Source organism: Alteromonas sp. D210916BOD_24 (assembly GCF_047159385.1).
Classification (GTDB): Bacteria; Pseudomonadota; Gammaproteobacteria; order Enterobacterales; family Alteromonadaceae; genus Alteromonas.
This window is the reverse complement of sequence record NZ_AP038333.1, coordinates 2,179,513-2,197,086: the sequence shown is the minus strand read 5'-3', so window position 1 is coordinate 2,197,086 and position 17,574 is coordinate 2,179,513. Positions and strand designations below refer to the sequence as shown.

The following is a 17,574-nucleotide window of genomic DNA, read 5'->3' as shown; positions in this document are numbered from 1 at the left end:
TTTTCCTCTATGGGTTAGGTAAGAACGATTAGGGTGATTAAATTGGTCAGTACTAAGATCAGTGCCAGCGCTTTATAGAAAAAAAGTGGGTGGCGTTTTATTAATGGCTGGGCGTGATTGTGCCGCCCCGGATGGGGGTAGCGCAGTGCAAAAACAAACTCAGAGAGTGTGGCAAACCGTTTTACTGGCACAATATGCAATGCCCGTTGCAATGTGCTGTCTATCCACAACGGAATAGATCGTTGCACATCCATTGCCGTTTCGTATTTGAGCTTGTACTGCGCCGCTAGTGTACGACAGTGAGCCACTTTAGTTCCATAAGGGTAACGGCCACATAACAAGGCATAAGTCAGTACTGCAAGGGAAAATAGATCAGATTGTTCGTTGCCTACCTCGCCTAAGAAGTACTCCGGCGCACAATAGAGCACATCCCCTGGAATTGGGCTGTCGCTGTAGAGGCTGGGGGCATCGATTAACGCGGCTTCACCAAGGTCGATTATGGTGCAAAACCCCTCTGGGGTTATCATGATATTGTCCGGTCGAATGTCTCGGTGAAGAATACCCTGCCGATGCATGGCCTGAAGACCATCGGCAACTTGTTCAATGATATTACGAACCTGCTCTAATGAAGGCAGGGGGTTGTCCAGCATCCACTGGGCTAACGTTTGTCCGTCTACAAAGTTAGTCAGGCAGTAAAAAGCGTTGGGGGTCTGCGGTAGCCCTATTTCGGAAAACAGGGGGCTTTGTATCACATGAGCTGAGCTAATTCGCCTTGCCATCCAGGTTTCAATACAGCATTGCTTAAGGGCTTGTGCGGATTGGGCAAAATCGGTGGCGGGCACTTTTACCACCAAAGAAGAGTTGTTCACTTCGCTTCTTAGTGACAGTGGTTGTGCGAGAAAAGCGTGGCTACGCGCAGAGGTATAAAGTTGACGTTTTAATTCCAGGTTGTCGACGCAATCTCCCACTTGCAATGCGATTACCTCAGGGAAGTCGGCCTTTTTTTTGTTTTGCTCAACGGGCGCAATATGTGAAAGCTTCACCAGTACTAAGGTGAGGTTGTCAGTACTGCCATTGTGGATGGCCTGTTGAACTTGTTTTTCCGCCATGTCACTTGTGAGCACGGCGTTGCCGTGTATTTGTGTTAGCACTGTTTTAATATCAATAAACTCGTGAACACCATCGGTACTCATCGCGATAGTGCACGGTGCAGTCAACGTATAAGTAATGTGATCGATGGCAATATCTGCACTGACACCAAGCGCACCTGACAGATATGAATGACGGGGATCCTCTTCACATGGCTGGCGATGGGCTTGGGTTAAAGTAACGCTTTCATCCTGACTCATGACGCTTATTTCGCCATCACCCACATGAAAGATATGCAGTTGGCCATCGTAAACAATTAAAACTGAAAGTGTGCACACATAACCTTTTTCGGGGGTATAGCAGAACGCACTTTGTTGGTTACGGGTGTAAAGTCTGGCGTTGAGTTCTTTTATGATAGTCAATGCAGTGTCAGCGAGGGACCATTGCTCGGGGGCGATAGTGAACAGGGCTAGAAACTGTGAGGTCGCAAAATCGCTGGCGATTTGGCTTACCGTGCTGCTACTGACACCATCGGCAATAACAAAAATGCTTGCACTTTGGGCATCTGAATTGGATGAGTGAGTACCAATGCGATAGGCAAGTGCATCCTGATTAATGGGTTTGTTGCCTTTCGAAGTATACGCACTGACAGTAATAGATGGGTTGCTGGACAAAGACGCTGGCATATTCATAAAAGTCACAACTGTAGTAGAAAGGCGAGACAGGGCTTTAGGTGGTTAAAACTAAAGCCCCGACTATTTACCTTGATTACCTGTGTATGTGTTACACCGGCAGTGTTTCGGTGGCAGCTGATTTATTTACTACTATGTTGCGCTTTGGCAAAGTTTTAACGTGAGTGGTGTATAGCGTTAGGCCAGTAAATGCTAACCCGCCTACCAGGTTACCCAATGCAGTAGGAATTTCATTCCAGATGAAGTAATCCATGATTGAAAAGTCACCGCCCATAATAAGGCCAAAGGGGAATAGGAACATATTGACCACCGAGTGCTCAAAGCCCATAAAGAAGAACAGCATAATAGGCATCCACATAGCAAGCACTTTGCCACTGACGTGGGTGGAGATCATCGCGCCGACTACGCCTAGTGATACCATCCAGTTACACAACATGCCACGTATAAATATGGTGATCCATCCCGCTACGCCATGCTCTGCGTAACCCAATGTTCTGGCTTCACCTATGCTGGCGACTTTAGTTGCAATGGCGCCACCGTCCGTGTTGTAGCCCATGGTAAAGATAAAGGACATCATAAACGCGACCGTTAATGCGCCGCCGAAATTTCCTAAAAATACTAACCCCCAGTTACGCAGTATTTGCTTAGGTGTGACCCCTGGGCGTTTAGCCAACCACGCTAATGGCGTGAGTACAAATACGCCGGTTAACAAATCAAAGCCCATCAGATACAGCATACAAAAGCCCACTGGGAACAACACTGCACCAATGAGAAATACGCCAGTTTGAACCGCGATAGTCACCGCAAATACCGCTGCCAGTGCGAGAATAGCGCCGGCCATATATGCGCGAATAAGGGTATCTCGGGTAGACATGTATATTTTTGCTTCACCCGCATCCACCATTTTGGTTGCGAATTCAGCAGGAAGAAGATAAGCCATGGTTTCACCTCTGTTTCGTAATAGTTAATTGAGTAGACACGCGTTCTTAAAGATCAAAAAAAGGCGTCCGCAACACTTTTCAAAAAAGTGTTGGGGACGCCTTTGTCCTAAACTTCACATTGTCTTTTTGTAGCAGTACTTTATTTGCAATAAACGAGTTTCACTAAATAAATCGACTGCATACTAAATTATGGCATTCCTTGGTTATCAAATTGGTTAATACCAAAAGAAGCTAATTAGACAGTAGCCAAAAAGATGCCAATTCCCATCAAATTAACTCAATTTTTGCTACGTGGCTTGATGGATAAGGGTTAAGGAGGGGAGGGCGCGTTGTTTTTCTACTGACCCTAACTGTACCGAGGCTGCTTAAATGGACTTAATTGCACTAAAACAGACAGTGCTGCACTGTTTTTGTGAGCGCTTAAGGCTATTTTTATCAAAGCTCACCACAGCATCAGCCGCTAGTAATAGAATAGAAATAATAAAACTATAGGATTAAGTGCTGCGTACTTTAGCGGGGTTGTCTATAATGGCTCATCTTAAAAAGGAAGTAGTTATGAAAAGCATTGAAATAGATGACGATTTATATGCCTTCATCGCCAGTCAAACAAAGCATATTGGTGAAAGTGCATCACAAATTTTAAGACGCTTACTGTTACCGGAAGACGGTGCAGTATCAAATGGCAATAATGTCTCTGAGGTAGCTCCCAATGTAACTCAAGCGCCTGCGACCAAGCATGAGACGCTTGCACCTAAAGCCAGTCAAGCTGCGCAGAAAGTGACGCCCACAAACAATGGTAAGTCTGCCATTAGCCACGCAACTAAAAAATCCACAACGAAGAAAGTGGCTTCTGCTAAATCAACTGCAGTGAGCGGTAATAACACCTTAGCACAGCCAGCTGAACAGCATGACAAGCGTGACATTTTAGATCTGGTTTCAAAAGACGCTCTGGCCACCTTTACCAAAAGGGTTGATCAGTTTCTGTTTGTATTAAGTGCAGCGCATAAACTGAATGCAGAGAACTTTGAAAAAGTAGAAGAGATCAAAGGGAAAAACCGAACTTATTTTGCGACCAGCAAAGAAGCATTGTTAGAGAATGGTAGTAGTACCAACCCTAAACTTATCCCTGAAAGTCCATTTTGGGTGGTGACTAACAATAACACTGCGAAAAAAATCAGTATGCTGGAACAGGTTTTGCGTCATTTAGGCTATCAACCTAATGTAATTGAAACGGCAGTAGCGCGTTTTTCTTCTGAAGGTAAATAAACACGACTTCTAAGATAAGGATTTTTTCATGGCATTACATCCGCAAGCAGGTAAGCACGCAGCTAAAGAGCAGCTCATAAACGTCGCCCAATTAGTTTGTCAGTATTACAGCTTTAAACCGGATATCAACGACCCAGGGCAAGCCGTCTCATTTGGCACATCCGGCCATAGAGGTTCGTCGGCAAACTACACTTTTACTGACACGCACATTAGTGCTATTTGTCAGGCGTTGGTGGAATATCGTCACCAAAACGGAATTAGTGGGCCGTTGTTTATTGGTAAAGATACTCATGCGTTATCTGAGCCTGCCATGATCACCGCCATTGAAGTATTGTGTGCCAACGGTGTGGATGTAGTCATACAACGCAGTGACAATGAAAGCATGGGATTCACACCGACCCCCGTAATTTCACGTACCATTATTCGCTATAATCGCGAAAATCAAGACGACCGTGCCGACGGTATTGTTATAACGCCTTCGCACAACCCACCTGCAGACGGCGGTTTCAAATACAATCCTCCCCACGGTGGCCCAGCTGACAGTGATGTTACAACCCAGATTCAAGACAGGGCAAATGCGTTGATTGCCGATGGCAACACCGACGTTAAACGCGTTGATATCCGCCAGGCCACTAAGCGAAAGTTGTTTCGCGAAGAAGATTTTATGATGCCTTATATTGATGATCTTGAAAAAGTGATTGATATGGCAGCCATTGCTAACGCCAAACTAAAACTGGGCACAGACCCTCTTGGTGGAGCAGGCGTGGGATATTGGGCGCGTATTGCCGATAAGTACGGATTAGATATTACCGTAGTTAACAAACAGGTCGACCCGCAGTTTGGTTTTATGCGCAGGGACAAAGACGGCAAATTGCGTATGGACTGTTCGTCAGCGTATGCCATGGCTGGACTAATCGAGCTGAAAGACAACTTTGATTTAGCGTGGGGGAATGACCCCGACTTCGATCGTCATGGCATCGTATGTAAAAGTGTTGGCCTAATGAACCCCAACCACTACCTTGCAGTCGCCATTAATTATCTGTACACCCATCGCCCGGCATGGCCTGAAAGCTTGAAAATTGGTAAAACCCTAGTATCTAGCAGCATGATCGACCGTGTAGCTCATAGTTTAAACAAACCTTTGGCTGAAATGCCTGTGGGCTTCAAGTGGTTTGTTGATGGCTTAGCCAGCAGTGAAATTGGTTTTGCTGGTGAAGAAAGTGCAGGGGGGATCTTTTTAGAGCGTGACGGCAGTACTTGGGCGACAGACAAAGATGGATTTATTTTGTGTTTGTTGGCCGCAGAAATTCTGGCGGTTACTGGTAAAGATCCCGGCGAACACTATCAAGCCCTCACGGAGCAATTTGCTGCCCCGGTATACAATCGCGTAGATGTTGCGGCCACACTAGAGCAAAAACAAAAACTGTCGGCGATGGACGCATCTGTTGTCACCAGCGATACGTTGGCGGGCGAGCCAATCATTGCGGTACAAACGCACGCCCCAGGTAATAATGCCGCGATTGGGGGCGTAAAAGTGTCTACCGAAAACGGCTGGTTTGCAGCACGACCTTCTGGCACAGAGCAAATATATAAAATTTATGCGGAAAGCTTTAAAGGTGAAAGTCACTTACATGATTTAATCGCTGAAGCAGAAGCCTTAGTAGGGAAAATCATCAAATAAGGTCAAAAAAAGAACGATTTGATCTTACTCGTGTTAAATAAATGTTAAAATGCGCATGTTTGCATACGAATTCATGCGCATTTTTGTTATTTTAACAAAATGTTTACAACATAATCGTTTAAGTGCTGCTATATTGCTGTCATATTCTTAGGATATTCTGTAATTAAATTACGTTTTTCCCGGTGGTCAACCGCCCTAATTAAGAGTGAGACGCACAATGAACGCTAAAGCGACCAAGACGCAACCCTCTCCCGTTATTGATAAAGCCGCGTTTAAAGCTGCGGTTATCAGACACCTTCACTGCACACTCGGCACAGACGAAAACAAAGCAAACAATCACGCCTGGTGGAAGGCCACATGTGCAGCTATTCAGGAACAAGTGTTAGAGGGTTTGCGAAAAACCCAAAAAAGCCACTACCTAAACGATACTCGCGCGGTTCATTATTTCTCGGCAGAGTTCTTAATGGGACGCCTACTGTCTAATAACCTGCAAAACTTTGGTTTATTTGATGTGGCCAGTGGGGCACTAAAAGAACTGGGTGTTGAAATTTCAGACATTCTGGAAGAAGAGCCTGATATGGCATTGGGCAATGGTGGCCTGGGTCGTCTGGCTGCCTGTTTTATTGACTCGTTGGCGACGATGGAATTACCTGCCATTGGTTATGGTATTCATTACGAACACGGTTTGTTCCGTCAGGAAATTAAGAGCGGCGCCCAAATTGAACGCCCCGATAGTTGGCGTGATTATGGTAATCCGTGGGAAATTTGCCGCCCGGAGTCTATTCAGGAAGTGTCGTTATACGGTTACGTTGAGACCAAGTACGGTGACAATGGTCGAGTATTAAAAGAATGGCACCCTGGCTCGATAGTGAAAGGTGTGCCATGGGATATTCCCGTAGTAGGCTATGAAGGTAAAACCGTAAACGTATTGCGTTTATGGCAATCCGACTCGTCTGATTACTTCAACTGGGACGTATTTAATGCCGGTGGTTATGTGGATGCGCAACGTGAAAATGTTCAGGCAGAAACCATATCTAAGGTGCTTTATCCCAATGATGAGACTGAAGCGGGTAAAGAACTTCGTCTTATTCAGCAATATTTCTTCTGCTCGTGTTCACTGAAAGACATCATCCGTCGATACAAGCGTGCCCATGGCGATGATTGGAGTCGTTTTGCTTCCCAGGTTGTTATTCAGTTAAACGATACTCACCCAGCCATAGCCGTACCTGAACTGATGCGTATTTTGGTGGATCGCGCCGAACTAGGTTGGGAAGATGCATGGGCAATCTGTACTAAAGTGTTTGCTTATACCAACCACACACTGCTTCCTGAGGCTCTGGAGAAGTGGCCTGCTCGAATGATTGAAAAAATTCTACCTCGTCATTTAGAGATCATTTATGAAATCAACCACCGCTTTATGGCTGAAGTTGATAAGAAATGGCCGGGTGATAATGCTATGAAAGCCAAGCTTTCTATCATAGAAGAGGGCAACGAAAAGATGGTGCGTATGGGCCACTTATCGGTAATTGGCTCTTTTGCCGTGAACGGTGTAGCAGAAATGCACTCGCGCCTAGTGAAGTCGTCTTTGTTCCCGGAATTTGATGCGCTTTATCCGGGCAAATTGACTAACGTGACCAATGGTATTACACCACGTCGTTGGTTGAAGGCGTGTAATCCGGCACTTTCTAAACTGATAGATAAAAAGATTGGCGAAGATTGGCCAAAAGATCTTGATAAATTACAAGGTCTTGCAAAATTCGCGAACAATAAGACTTTCCAGAAACAATTCATGAAAGTGAAACTGGAAAACAAAGAGCTACTGGCTGAAGAAATTCGCAAGTCACTGGATCTTGAAGTTGACGTAAATGCTATTTTTGACATCCAGATCAAGCGTCTTCACGAATACAAGCGTCAACACCTGGCTTTATTACATATTATGGCGTTGTATCGTCGTATTCTTGAAAACCCTGAATACGATATGCACCCTCGTGTGTTTATATTCGGTGCGAAAGCGGCGCCTGGATATAAGCTAGCAAAAGACATTATTTTCGCAATTAATAAGGTAGCGGAAAAAATCAACAACGACCCTCGGGTTAACAATAAAATTAAAGTGGCATTTTTACCCAACTATCGCGTGTCACTGGCTGAGAAAATGATACCTGCGGCTGATGTTTCTGAGCAAATCAGTACAGCTGGTAAAGAAGCGTCTGGGACAGGTAATATGAAACTGGCCCTAAACGGTGCGATAACCATAGGTACGCTAGATGGTGCGAATGTTGAAATTGCTGAAGAAGTGGGTGACGACAATATCTTTATCTTTGGTCTTACTGTAGAAGAAGTTAATGCGCTTAAAGCCAATGGCTATAACCCCTATGACTATTACTACAAGGATGCAGAGATAAAGGCCGTACTCGATTGGTTAGAAACGGATTATTTCACACCCGGTAAGCCTGGGGCATTGGTATCAATTAAGCAAAGCTTACTGGATAATGGCGACCCCTATATGGTACTCGCCGATTTCAGGGCATATTCTGATGCACAAATTGCTGTAGATGCCGCTTATCGCGATAAAGAGCGTTGGGCTGAGATGGCAATTATCAATACCGCGAGAATGGGTAAATTTACCTCAGACCGCTCAATCCGTGATTATGTAGAGCGCGTTTGGAAGCTGTCGCCGTGTAAAATAGAAGGCTAGTCGCAGAAATATTGAGAAAAAACCCGGCAGTGTTAAGCTCGCCGGGTTTTTTATTGTGTTAATGTGGCATTCTTTCTAAGTGTTGATCAATATTAGATTTATCTTACATTTTTGGTTTGCACAATCCACCTCACACTCCTATGGATCTTGGCGAACGGAATAATAGGGTATTTTAAATTATACCTTTAGCTAGTTGCGCCCAACATTGCATCATGGTTTTATATGTCTTGTTGTTTTTTGTACCTAGAAGCGTATAGCTCGAGGAAAACATCATGAGCCAAGTTATTACATCGCTGGCAACCATTCCCAATCGATACGCGTTTATCGATAGTATTGCCAAAAGGGCAATGCAAAGTCATTCTTTGTCATTGATGCTTATCGATGTCGTCAGGTTTTCTGACGTCACTACCAGTTTAGGTATACATGTTGGCGATAGCTTTTTACTTGAAATAGCCAACCGTATACACACCCTGTTTGGGACTAAGAATGTCTCTGTTGGGCGTATCAGTGGCGATATCTTTGGGGTGGTATTTCCCAATCAATCGAATGAAAGCATGCTAAGGAGTATGTTTGATCGCTTGGTGGAGCACTTTAAAACACCTATGCATTACGACGGGACGGCCTTTATTGCAGACTTCAACGTGGGTGTTGTGTGTTGTGATACGCGCGAGTTCGACATTACCATTTTTGTATCCCGTGCTGAAACAGCGCTCAAATTAGCGAAAGAGAATAAATACGAAAACTATTGTGCCCTGACAACGCGGGATAAAGCTGATACGGGTAAAAGTTTAGCGTTGAAGGCCGATTTAAAACGCGCTATCGCACACAACGAATTAGAACTGTATTTCCAACCTAAGGTAGAATTGAGCACGTTAGCTGTAGTCGGGGCAGAGTGTTTGCTTCGCTGGAACCACCCATTAGATGGTGTGCTGTTTCCGGGCCCGCTCATTGAAGCTGCTGAATCGTATAATATGATGAGCGAATTGGGATACTGGACTTTGGAACAGGCATTCAGAGCACTGGCCCACTTCGATGTACTGCGACTGGATTTGTGCCTTTCAGTGAATATTTCTCCCACTCAGCTATACGACAACCAGCTTATTCCTACTTTGCGTACGTTAAGTCAGTCTTATTCGATGCCGTTAAGCCGAATTGAGTTGGAACTTACCGAAGACGTCGCTTTGTCTAATTCACTGATGGTGAAGAAGCAATTAGATGAACTAAGAAACTTAGGAATAAAAATCTCTGTCGATGACTTCGGTAAAGGCTACTCCAACCTGGCTTATATCCGGGATCTCGACTTAGATGCACTAAAAATTGATAAATCATTTGTGATGGAACTGACGGTTCACCCGGTCAACAAGGCGATTATAGAGGCGGCTAAAGTTATCGGCCATGCAAAAGGGTGCGGTGTGATTGCTGAAGGTGTGGAAACCATAGAACAATTGCATATTTTAAGAGAAATGGGCATAACCGAAGGGCAGGGTTATCTGTTTTCTAAAGCTGTACCGTTAGATGAATTTATCGTGCTAACTCAACAGGAAATCATCGTCGGCCATTCCCCTTTACGCGCTAGAGCGTGGTAAAAAATGTAGCCAAAACCATAAACGTAGACGCATTTTGACAGTTACTTTTACAAAATTGTACCCATTGGATGATTTTACACAGAGGTCTCGTTACACTACTGCCATTCTCGGTTTTGAATGGTTATTCTATGCAACAACTCATCGACAACGGCCAGTTTTTACATTTATCCCGCCGTTCTCCCCAGCTTTTTGATACACCTACGCAATTTACTTTGCCCAATGGTACTCAGGTACATATTACCGCGCCTGGTATTATTGGCTTCTTTCCTCAAAATGGTTTATCAGAGAAAAAGCACATTGTATTGTCGTGTGGGGTTCACGGTAATGAAACTGCCCCGATTGAAATATGCGATGAACTGGTTCAGCAGATTGTTAGAGGCGAGTTGACCCTTTCACACAACGTATTGTTCTTATTTGGTAATCTGCCTGCCATGGATATCGGTCAGCGGTTTGTTGAAGAGAATATGAATCGTTTGTTCAGTGGCGCGCATTCCAGTGGGGAAGGTCTGGTGAACGCTGAGCGTATAAGGGCTAAACAATTAGAAGATGCAGTGGCCAACTTTTTTGAAGCCAGTAATGGGCCGCGCTTTCACTACGATCTACACACCGCAATTCGCGCTTCAAAAAATGAGAAGTTCGCGGTCTATCCCTATCTTCACGAGCGCAAACACAGCTTAGGTCAGTTGGCGTTTCTTGCGGCGTGCGGAGTCAAAACTATATTACTGTCTGAAAGTGCGACGACGACCTTCAGTTATTTTTCTTCCCACCGTTTTGGTGCGCACGCGTTTACCGTTGAGTTAGGTAAAGTAAGACCTTTTGGCGAAAATGATATGAGCCGCTTTGCCGAGGCGAAAAACGCGCTAACAGCATTGATTAGCCAGCCTGAATTTGCGCCCACCGTCGATATGGCAGAACTGGATATCTATCGGGTGAACCAAGTGATCAATCGTCATCACCAAACATTTACGCTACATTTTGCCGACGACACCCCCAATTTTATGGATTATCCAAAGGGCACGGTTTTAGCGTCGGAGCCAGCCAAACAGTATGTGGCTCAACAAGATGGTGAAGCTATCGTATTTCCCAATGCGAATGTTGCAATTGGCCAACGTGCACTGTTAACGGTTGTGCCTACTACATTGGATACACTTGATGTTTGAATTAGACGCCCGTTTACACAATGATACATATTTTGTCTGCGATCTTTCGCTAAGTCGTGTACTGTTGATGAACGACAGTCAATTTCCCTGGCTTATACTCGTACCCAGAAAGCATGATGTGGCTGAAATTATAGACTTGTCAGAAGAAGATCAGATTACGCTACTAAAAGAATCGGCGTTGGTCTCTAAGGCAATGCAAATTTTGTTTTCGCCGTTAAAACTCAACGTAGCAGCGTTGGGCAATATCGTCAGGCAGTTGCACGTGCACCACGTAGCCCGCTTTGACACGGATGTGGCATGGCCAAAACCGGTGTGGGGAAATCAAGCGCCGAAACCGTATCAAGATGAGCAAGCACATGTACTGATTACCCAGTTGCAAGGGTTATTGACGCAGGGACAACAGTAACGTAGACAACACCCTGCGTATTGTTTGGTTTATTTAAAAAGGAGTGATCCATGATAGTGTCAACCACACCCACCTTAGAAGGACATAAAATAGAAGCCTACTACGGAATTGTTGTAGGCGAGGCTATAATGGGTGCCAATGTATTCAAAGATTTATTTGCGTCAATCAGAGATATTGTTGGTGGGCGATCTGGTACCTATGAAGAAGAACTGACCACTGCGCGTAAACTTGCGTTCACTGAATTGGAGCACGAAGCGCGTAGTATGGGCGCAAATGCGGTGGTTGGAATAGATCTAGACTATCAGGTCATTGGAGACAAAGGCAGCATGCTGATGGTAAGCATTAGTGGGACTGCAGTAAAAACCATACCGCTTTAACAAGCACGCTAGCAAAAGTGCTTTGGTTAATACTAGGGCACCCACAAGAGGCAATCACCAAGGCTCTTCGTCGTCAAACCCGTTAGCTTTTTGCTTCTTCTGCGTGGTTTTATCTGTGCTAGCCTCAGCGTCTTTTTCCACCTCGTCAAACGGTTTTGACGGGGTGGGGAACTTAAACTTAGCACTGTATTTTAATAATGTGATATTGCCAATAACCACACCAAGCACCAACACAATGATCACTATAACCCAAGTTAAATCCATAGCCTGCTCGTAGTATATTTGAAGGGCACGTTCGCTATTGCGAATTCCACCCACGGTTTAACACATAGCGTTCATACAGGGCGGGGAGGTGTGTTAGAACACAGGATTTACCTTGTATTTCACTATTTTCAATGGCGTCGGTTATCACCTCAAGACGTCTTGCCTGCTCAAAATAGGTCGCTGTGCTGCGATGACTTAAATGCCAAGGCTCACGAGCTACGCCACCTTTGTTTATTTCAAAAGGGCGGTAAAAACCAAATTGATGCATGTGCGAAGTTAGCCAATTCGCTAGAGCATAACACGGTCCTTCAACGTCGTATTCACTTTCCACTAAGTTAAATTGGCCATGCCACTGCGCTACCGCCGATTTATCGTATACGTCAATGTCCGTTCCCCAATGGTGGCGGCTGCCACCGGGCAACGCTGACCAGGTTAAAATGGCGTGGAGTTTTTGCTCTTCACTGAGTGTGCTTGGATCGAGGGGATGGCCATTGCTGTCTAATAAGGTTGCTTCTCCCCGCCACTTTCGGTTGAAAATGGCCATTTGACGATCAAAATTCCGATAGCTGCTGACTAGCTGTAAGTCGATACCGTCACGTATGGCCGCCCGTTGCATGTTAACAAAATCATCGACCACGTCCGGGTGCAGAAAATGGCCCCTGCCAACATCCACTAAATAAGTGTTCTGTTGGCCTAGCCATTGAGCGGGAGATACGGGTTGCATCAGTTAGCCAGTAGCCGTTCAAGAATACCGAAATACATATCTGCGAGCTTTTCCAGATCGGCCATTTTTACACATTCGTCAATTTTATGTATGGTGGCGTTAACCGGCCCTAACTCAATGACTTGTGCGCCTGTGGGGGCAATAAAACGTCCGTCTGACGTGCCGCCGGCAGTAGAAAGTACTGTTGGCTTTCCGGTAACAGCCTCAATTGCGCCTTGGGTGGCATCCAGTAATGCACCGTTGTCGGTTAAAAATGGCTGGCCGTTAAACGTCCACTTTATGTCGTAGTCCAATTCATGCTTATCGAGTATTGCGCGTACTCGTTCAATTAATAATTGATCGGTGACTTCGGTTGAGAAGCGGAAATTGAAGCAGACGTGAAGCTCACCAGGAATGACATTTCCGGCGCCAGTGCCGCCGTGGATATTCGAGATCTGAAAGCTGGTAGGCGGAAAGAAGTCATTGCCGTTGTCCCAGTGGGACTTGGCCAGTTCATCAAGGGCGGCCGCTGCCATATGCACGGGGTTTTTCGCCAGGTGAGGGTAAGCCACGTGGCCTTGAACCCCTTTTACCACGAGATCGCCGGTTAATGAGCCTCGTCGACCATTTTTAACAATGTCACCTACCTCGTCGGTAGAAGATGGCTCACCTACCACACACCAGGTGATTTTTTCGTTACGTGCTTCTAGGGTATCGATAACACGGGTGGTACCGTTGATAAACGGGCCTTCCTCGTCGCTGGTAATAAGATACGCAATGCTCCCTTTGTGATTAGGGTATTGATTGACGAACTCTCGGGTGGCTACCAGCATTGCGGCTAAACTGCCTTTCATATCGGCTGCGCCCCGGCCATGCAGATAGCCATTGCGCTGAGTGGCAACAAAAGGCGGCGTTTGCCAGGCTGATTCGGGGCCACTGGGCACGACATCGGTGTGTCCAGCAAAACAGAATACCGGCCCCTGGGTGCCGCGTCGTGACCACAAATTGGTGGTGTCTTCAAAGACCATAGACTCGTTGCTAAACCCTAATGCGCCTAAAAAATCCTTCATGGCATCCTGACAACCTGCATCTTCTGGTGTCACAGAGCGGCGATTGATCAACGCTTCGGAAATTTCAATGACTGATGCATTTAACAAAATATGGCCTCATATTGTGTTGGCTTAAAGCCGATGTGATAGGTGTCGTTGTGAAGCAGAATAGGGCGTTTTACCATGGCAGGGTGTTGCTCAAGCATTGCTAACGCTTTTGCTTTATCAATGGCCGTTTTTTCCGCGTCATCAAGCTGGCGATAGGTAGTGCCTCTTTTATTTAGCATGAGTTCCCAGCCCAACTGCTCTTCTGCATCTTCTAAAAAGCGCGCATCTATACCGTCTTTGCGATAATCGTGAAAAGTAAACGCGATGTCGTGATCAGCAAGCCACTTTTTGGCTTTTTTAATGGTGTCACAATTGGGAATGCCGTATAGGACTGTACTCATTTTTATTTATTCCATACTACTTGTTGGTTACGCGAAGTCATTACAGGTTGTAATTAAAAGACGTGCTCGCCTTATACGAACAACGAAAAGAGCGGATCTTCACATGCTTCAACGTATTTTCTATTGGTGGGTAATACGCCCAGTAATTTTTGTGGATTTAACACCGTCATTATACAAATATTTGCCACCCCTTGTTGTTTTAGCCACGCACTATTTATGGTGAATAAGGGTTGCTTGGCGACAAACCGCTGTCCTTGTTGTAAAGGGCAGGAAAATTGTGCACCGTGAAGATGTTGTGTGTCGCCACCGTACTTAATTCTGCATTTTAGGCCTACTGACGACCTGACTTCAACCGCGTAATCTAACGGAATGACCTTTAAGATCGTGCCATCAAAAGGCGCTGTTATACAATTTCCTGTTGAAACAATGACCGCCCCCGGTCCGTGAAAACCGTGTTTAAGCAGAGGGTCGTCTAGGTCTTTCATTGACATTACCTGGCCTGAAAGCGGGCTTGATATATCAACTTGTTTAGTAAATTCCTCTGGGGGAAAGGGTAGAAGCTTATTCTTCACTGCTTGTCCTCATTAACAGTGTAACCCGCTTTTTTCAGTGCTTTGACTGCGTCGGCTAATTTATTCTCTTTCACTAAGAAAAAGTCGGTATCAAACGTGGAAACCACAAAAATAGAGACTTTTGCGGCTGCCAGAACTTGCCCTATTTGCGCCATAATACCAATCAGCGATAAATGTAACGGCCCTAACAATTCTAGGGCGCGCCATCCTTCATCGCAATCTAACGAAGGCACATCGACGGTATTGGGAACTACGATAGACAATTCATCTTCTGTTTTACCGAGGAAAAATAGCGGACTGCTTAGTACGGATGCGGGAATATCGCTATCTGGATCCAGACTGTGAATTGTAAATAAAGACTCACGAAGGAGAAGTGTTTGCTTTGGCATGAGAAACCGAAAATGTGAATGCTTCGACGATAGAACCATTAAACCACTAACTGTGGTTAAGTGCTATGTGTTATCCACTTAATCTGTGGATAAGTTTGTTGAGTAGTTTGGGGAGATGTTGTAAATGCATGATAAATAAAGATTAAATAAACTGTACAAACTATGCTCAGTGGATAACATTCTAGTATTCACAAGCATTTTCCACAGGCGATGTCTACAGGCAAAATAAAAAATGTTTAGTATTTTTGCAATTTCTTGCCTTGACAATGTGCCCCTTTTTCAGAAATTGCGGTGCATATCCTGTGATAGTAAGGCGACTACTATTTGTCAAAATCGTGTTATTTTGAAAAGAGATGATCTACATTTGTAAACACAAATAGGTAGCCATCTCGCGATTGTTTGTGTGCTCTATTAAAAAATATACCCAAGGGTCAACGACACCAATAAAGGGAGTTCAACCATGTCAGAAACAGCCTGGTGCGATATCACGACAGAAGATGCTGAGAGTCTAGTTGATTTTTATGAAGCGGTGATGGGCTGGCGCAAAGAGCCTATTGATATGGGCGGATATAACGATTATGTCATGATGAAGGGCGATGGTACGCCGGTGGGGGGAATTTGTCATAAAAGGGGCGTGAATAAGGGTTTACCAGGCGGGTGGATCCACTATTTCACAGTACCACAGTTAGATGATGCGCTGGCGAGTGTTAAAAAGCTGGGGGGCGCGTTAGTCGGAGAGGTCAGGCATCATGGAAAGGACAGCTTTTGTATTATTAAAGATCCTTCTGGTGCCTTTTGTGCGCTTTACGAAAAAGGCAGCGATTGACGCTGCCTTGTCTATGACTATTTCTTATTGATAACGCCACGGTTAACCTGGTCGCGCTCAATAGATTCAAAGAGTGCCTTGAAGTTACCTTCACCAAATCCGTCGTCTTGTTTACGCTGAATAAACTCAAAAAATACGGGGCCGAAAACAGTTTCTGAGAATATTTGAAGCAATAGTCTAGGCTCGCCATTCTCGGTGGTGCCGTCTAGCAGAATACCGCGCTTTTTGAGCTCTTCTACATTTTCGCCGTGACCGGGTAAGCGGTCTTCCAACATTTCGTAATAGGTATCTGGCGGCGGCGTCATAAACTTCATGCCTTTCGCTTTTAACTTATCCAGACAGGCAATTAGATCGTCACAGGCAAAAGCGATGTGTTGGATCCCTTCGCCGTTGTATTTCATTAGAAATTCTTCAATTTGGCCACCACCGCCCACAGCTTCTTCGTTCAATGGTATGCGAATTTTGCCGTCAGGCGCTGTCATTGCTTTTGATAGCAAGCCAGTGTATTCGCCTTTAATGTCAAAATAACGAATTTCTCTAAAGTTAAACAGCTTCTCGTAGAAGTTCGCCCAGAAATTCATTCGCCCGCGATAGACGTTATGGGTGAGGTGATCCAAGGTATGAAAACCACAACCCTCTGGATGACGGTCAACGCCCTCTATCCAGTTGAAATCGATATCGTAAATTGTGTTCTCGCCTTTATAGCGGTCGATGAGATAAAGCATGGCACCACCGATACCTCTGATGGCAGGAAGCTTAAGTTCCATTGGCCCAGTATGTGTATCCATGGGCTGCGCGCCGCGCGCCAGTAATTCTTTATAGGCTTTTTGCGAGTCTTTTACGCGAAATGCCATGCCGCATGCTGATGGACCATGCTCTTCAGCGTAATAAGAAGCGTGACAGTTTTTCTCGTAATTACTTAACAGGTTGATATCACCTTGGCGCCACAATTCAACGTCTTTTGATTTGTGACGAGCGACTCGAGTGAAGCCCATAGCTTCAAATATCGGCTCTAGTATACCTTTTTTAGGGGCAGTGAATTCTAAAAACTCGAACCCATCTAGTCCTATTGGATTATCGAATAAATCGGCCATAGGGAATATTCCTCAACAATAGTGCAGTTTTGTTTTTATGCATTGATTGTAAACGCCTCGTAAAATTACAGGCAATAGGGGGTGTTCAGTCAGTGTCTGGCGATTGGAAACAGAAGGTGTAACGAATTGTTTTCACTGTAGGAATTAACACCATTATCCTGTTGGGTTAGGTGGCTATGTCTCTGTAAAATAAGTAGATGTTAGATTTCGTAGCCATGGGGAGGGTGTCCACTTTCCGGTACAATCGATAGAAAATGGCGAGAAGGCACATCGACTATGATGTGCCTATTACGCGATACTACGCAGGGCGTAATGGGCGATGTATATTCCTTTGA

The 17,574-nt window shown here is 45.1% G+C and carries 17 protein-coding genes; 8 read left to right on the top strand and 9 right to left on the bottom strand.

What is annotated here, in order from left to right; genetic code table 11:
- Window positions 1–14: 14 nt before the first annotated feature.
- The gene (locus tag ACMCM8_RS09520) at window positions 15–1,781 is read right to left on the bottom strand and encodes a protein kinase domain-containing protein (RefSeq protein WP_412722415.1); all 1,767 of its coding nucleotides are present in this window, start codon (window positions 1,779–1,781) and stop codon (window positions 15–17) included.
- 91 nt (window positions 1,782–1,872) lie between these two features.
- Window positions 1,873–2,721 (bottom strand): formate/nitrite transporter family protein, encoded by an 849-nt coding sequence (locus ACMCM8_RS09515; protein WP_412722414.1) that lies wholly within the window; start codon window positions 2,719–2,721, stop codon window positions 1,873–1,875.
- 556 nt (window positions 2,722–3,277) lie between these two features.
- Between ACMCM8_RS09515 and seqA the strand changes: the two genes are divergently transcribed.
- From seqA to ACMCM8_RS09480, 7 genes are all read left to right on the top strand, one after another.
- Window positions 3,278–3,988, top strand: coding sequence for a replication initiation negative regulator SeqA (gene seqA, locus ACMCM8_RS09510; RefSeq protein WP_412722413.1), 711 nt, complete (start codon window positions 3,278–3,280; stop codon window positions 3,986–3,988).
- Window positions 3,989–4,016: 28 nt separating this feature from the next.
- Window positions 4,017–5,669 carry a phosphoglucomutase (alpha-D-glucose-1,6-bisphosphate-dependent) gene (gene pgm, locus ACMCM8_RS09505; RefSeq protein WP_412722412.1) on the top strand — a complete coding sequence of 551 codons (1,653 nt, stop codon included), beginning with the start codon at window positions 4,017–4,019 and terminating at the stop codon, window positions 5,667–5,669.
- 217 nt (window positions 5,670–5,886) lie between these two features.
- On the top strand, window positions 5,887–8,364 hold the full coding sequence (locus tag ACMCM8_RS09500) for a glycogen/starch/alpha-glucan phosphorylase (protein WP_412722411.1): 2,478 nt from the start codon (window positions 5,887–5,889) through the stop codon (window positions 8,362–8,364).
- Window positions 8,365–8,636: 272 nt separating this feature from the next.
- Window positions 8,637–9,950, top strand: coding sequence for a putative bifunctional diguanylate cyclase/phosphodiesterase (locus ACMCM8_RS09495; protein ID WP_412722410.1), 1,314 nt, complete (start codon window positions 8,637–8,639; stop codon window positions 9,948–9,950).
- A 128-nt stretch (window positions 9,951–10,078) separates the two neighbouring features.
- On the top strand, window positions 10,079–11,110 hold the full coding sequence (gene astE / locus ACMCM8_RS09490; RefSeq protein WP_412722409.1) for a succinylglutamate desuccinylase: 1,032 nt from the start codon (window positions 10,079–10,081) through the stop codon (window positions 11,108–11,110).
- A complete protein-coding gene (locus tag ACMCM8_RS09485; RefSeq protein WP_412722408.1) occupies window positions 11,103–11,516 on the top strand; it encodes an HIT domain-containing protein in 414 nt (137 codons plus the stop codon). Before astE ends, ACMCM8_RS09485 begins: the two co-directional genes overlap by 8 nt.
- Window positions 11,517–11,566: 50 nt before the next feature.
- Window positions 11,567–11,893 carry a heavy metal-binding domain-containing protein gene (locus ACMCM8_RS09480; protein ID WP_412722407.1) on the top strand — a complete coding sequence of 109 codons (327 nt, stop codon included), beginning with the start codon at window positions 11,567–11,569 and terminating at the stop codon, window positions 11,891–11,893.
- A gap of 54 nt (window positions 11,894–11,947) precedes the next feature.
- Here ACMCM8_RS09480 and ACMCM8_RS09475 read toward each other — a convergent pair whose 3' ends face one another.
- The 6 genes from ACMCM8_RS09475 to ACMCM8_RS09450 all read right to left on the bottom strand — a co-directional run bounded on the left by ACMCM8_RS09475 (window position 11,948) and on the right by ACMCM8_RS09450 (window position 15,319).
- Entirely contained in the window at window positions 11,948–12,157 is a 210-nt protein-coding gene (locus tag ACMCM8_RS09475; RefSeq protein ID WP_412722406.1) for a DUF2897 family protein, read from the bottom strand.
- Window positions 12,158–12,191: 34 nt separating this feature from the next.
- Complete coding sequence (locus ACMCM8_RS09470) at window positions 12,192–12,881, bottom strand: M15 family metallopeptidase (protein ID WP_412722405.1); 690 nt, start codon at window positions 12,879–12,881, stop codon at window positions 12,192–12,194.
- Window positions 12,881–14,017 (bottom strand): succinyl-diaminopimelate desuccinylase, encoded by a 1,137-nt coding sequence (gene dapE, locus ACMCM8_RS09465; protein ID WP_412722404.1) that lies wholly within the window; start codon window positions 14,015–14,017, stop codon window positions 12,881–12,883. The genes ACMCM8_RS09470 and dapE overlap by 1 nt, the downstream gene beginning before the upstream one ends.
- Window positions 14,011–14,358: an ArsC family reductase gene (locus ACMCM8_RS09460; RefSeq protein ID WP_412722403.1), complete on the bottom strand. Its 348-nt coding sequence runs from the start codon at window positions 14,356–14,358 to the stop codon at window positions 14,011–14,013. The genes dapE and ACMCM8_RS09460 overlap by 7 nt, the downstream gene beginning before the upstream one ends.
- A gap of 71 nt (window positions 14,359–14,429) precedes the next feature.
- Window positions 14,430–14,930, bottom strand: a complete 501-nt coding sequence (locus ACMCM8_RS09455) for a PTS sugar transporter subunit IIA (RefSeq protein ID WP_412722402.1) — start codon at window positions 14,928–14,930, stop codon at window positions 14,430–14,432.
- A complete protein-coding gene (locus ACMCM8_RS09450; RefSeq protein ID WP_412722401.1) occupies window positions 14,927–15,319 on the bottom strand; it encodes an ACT domain-containing protein in 393 nt (130 codons plus the stop codon). Before ACMCM8_RS09450 ends, ACMCM8_RS09455 begins: the two co-directional genes overlap by 4 nt.
- A gap of 460 nt (window positions 15,320–15,779) precedes the next feature.
- Between ACMCM8_RS09450 and ACMCM8_RS09445 the strand changes: the two genes are divergently transcribed.
- A complete protein-coding gene (locus ACMCM8_RS09445) occupies window positions 15,780–16,145 on the top strand; it encodes a VOC family protein (protein WP_412722400.1) in 366 nt (121 codons plus the stop codon).
- A 17-nt stretch (window positions 16,146–16,162) separates the two neighbouring features.
- On the opposite strand, the gene hppD is transcribed toward ACMCM8_RS09445, so the two are convergent.
- On the bottom strand, window positions 16,163–17,239 hold the full coding sequence (gene hppD / locus ACMCM8_RS09440; protein ID WP_412722399.1) for a 4-hydroxyphenylpyruvate dioxygenase: 1,077 nt from the start codon (window positions 17,237–17,239) through the stop codon (window positions 16,163–16,165).
- Between the last annotated feature and the right edge of the window lie 335 nt (window positions 17,240–17,574).

What these genes read in the sequence shown, in the direction of transcription:
- ACMCM8_RS09520 (WP_412722415.1), bottom strand. Translation starts at nt 1,781, where the DNA reads ATGAATATGCCAGCGTCTTTGTCCAGCAACCCATCTATTACTGTCAGT.
- ACMCM8_RS09515 (WP_412722414.1), bottom strand. Translation starts at nt 2,721, where the DNA reads ATGGCTTATCTTCTTCCTGCTGAATTCGCAACCAAAATGGTGGATGCG.
- seqA (WP_412722413.1), top strand. Translation starts at nt 3,278, where the DNA reads ATGAAAAGCATTGAAATAGATGACGATTTATATGCCTTCATCGCCAGT.
- pgm (WP_412722412.1), top strand. Translation starts at nt 4,017, where the DNA reads ATGGCATTACATCCGCAAGCAGGTAAGCACGCAGCTAAAGAGCAGCTC.
- ACMCM8_RS09500 (WP_412722411.1), top strand. Translation starts at nt 5,887, where the DNA reads ATGAACGCTAAAGCGACCAAGACGCAACCCTCTCCCGTTATTGATAAA.
- ACMCM8_RS09495 (WP_412722410.1), top strand. Translation starts at nt 8,637, where the DNA reads ATGAGCCAAGTTATTACATCGCTGGCAACCATTCCCAATCGATACGCG.
- astE (WP_412722409.1), top strand. Translation starts at nt 10,079, where the DNA reads ATGCAACAACTCATCGACAACGGCCAGTTTTTACATTTATCCCGCCGT.
- ACMCM8_RS09485 (WP_412722408.1), top strand. Translation starts at nt 11,103, where the DNA reads ATGTTTGAATTAGACGCCCGTTTACACAATGATACATATTTTGTCTGC.
- ACMCM8_RS09480 (WP_412722407.1), top strand. Translation starts at nt 11,567, where the DNA reads ATGATAGTGTCAACCACACCCACCTTAGAAGGACATAAAATAGAAGCC.
- ACMCM8_RS09475 (WP_412722406.1), bottom strand. Translation starts at nt 12,157, where the DNA reads ATGGATTTAACTTGGGTTATAGTGATCATTGTGTTGGTGCTTGGTGTG.
- ACMCM8_RS09470 (WP_412722405.1), bottom strand. Translation starts at nt 12,881, where the DNA reads ATGCAACCCGTATCTCCCGCTCAATGGCTAGGCCAACAGAACACTTAT.
- ACMCM8_RS09460 (WP_412722403.1), bottom strand. Translation starts at nt 14,358, where the DNA reads ATGAGTACAGTCCTATACGGCATTCCCAATTGTGACACCATTAAAAAA.
- ACMCM8_RS09450 (WP_412722401.1), bottom strand. Translation starts at nt 15,319, where the DNA reads ATGCCAAAGCAAACACTTCTCCTTCGTGAGTCTTTATTTACAATTCAC.
- ACMCM8_RS09445 (WP_412722400.1), top strand. Translation starts at nt 15,780, where the DNA reads ATGTCAGAAACAGCCTGGTGCGATATCACGACAGAAGATGCTGAGAGT.
- hppD (WP_412722399.1), bottom strand. Translation starts at nt 17,239, where the DNA reads ATGGCCGATTTATTCGATAATCCAATAGGACTAGATGGGTTCGAGTTT.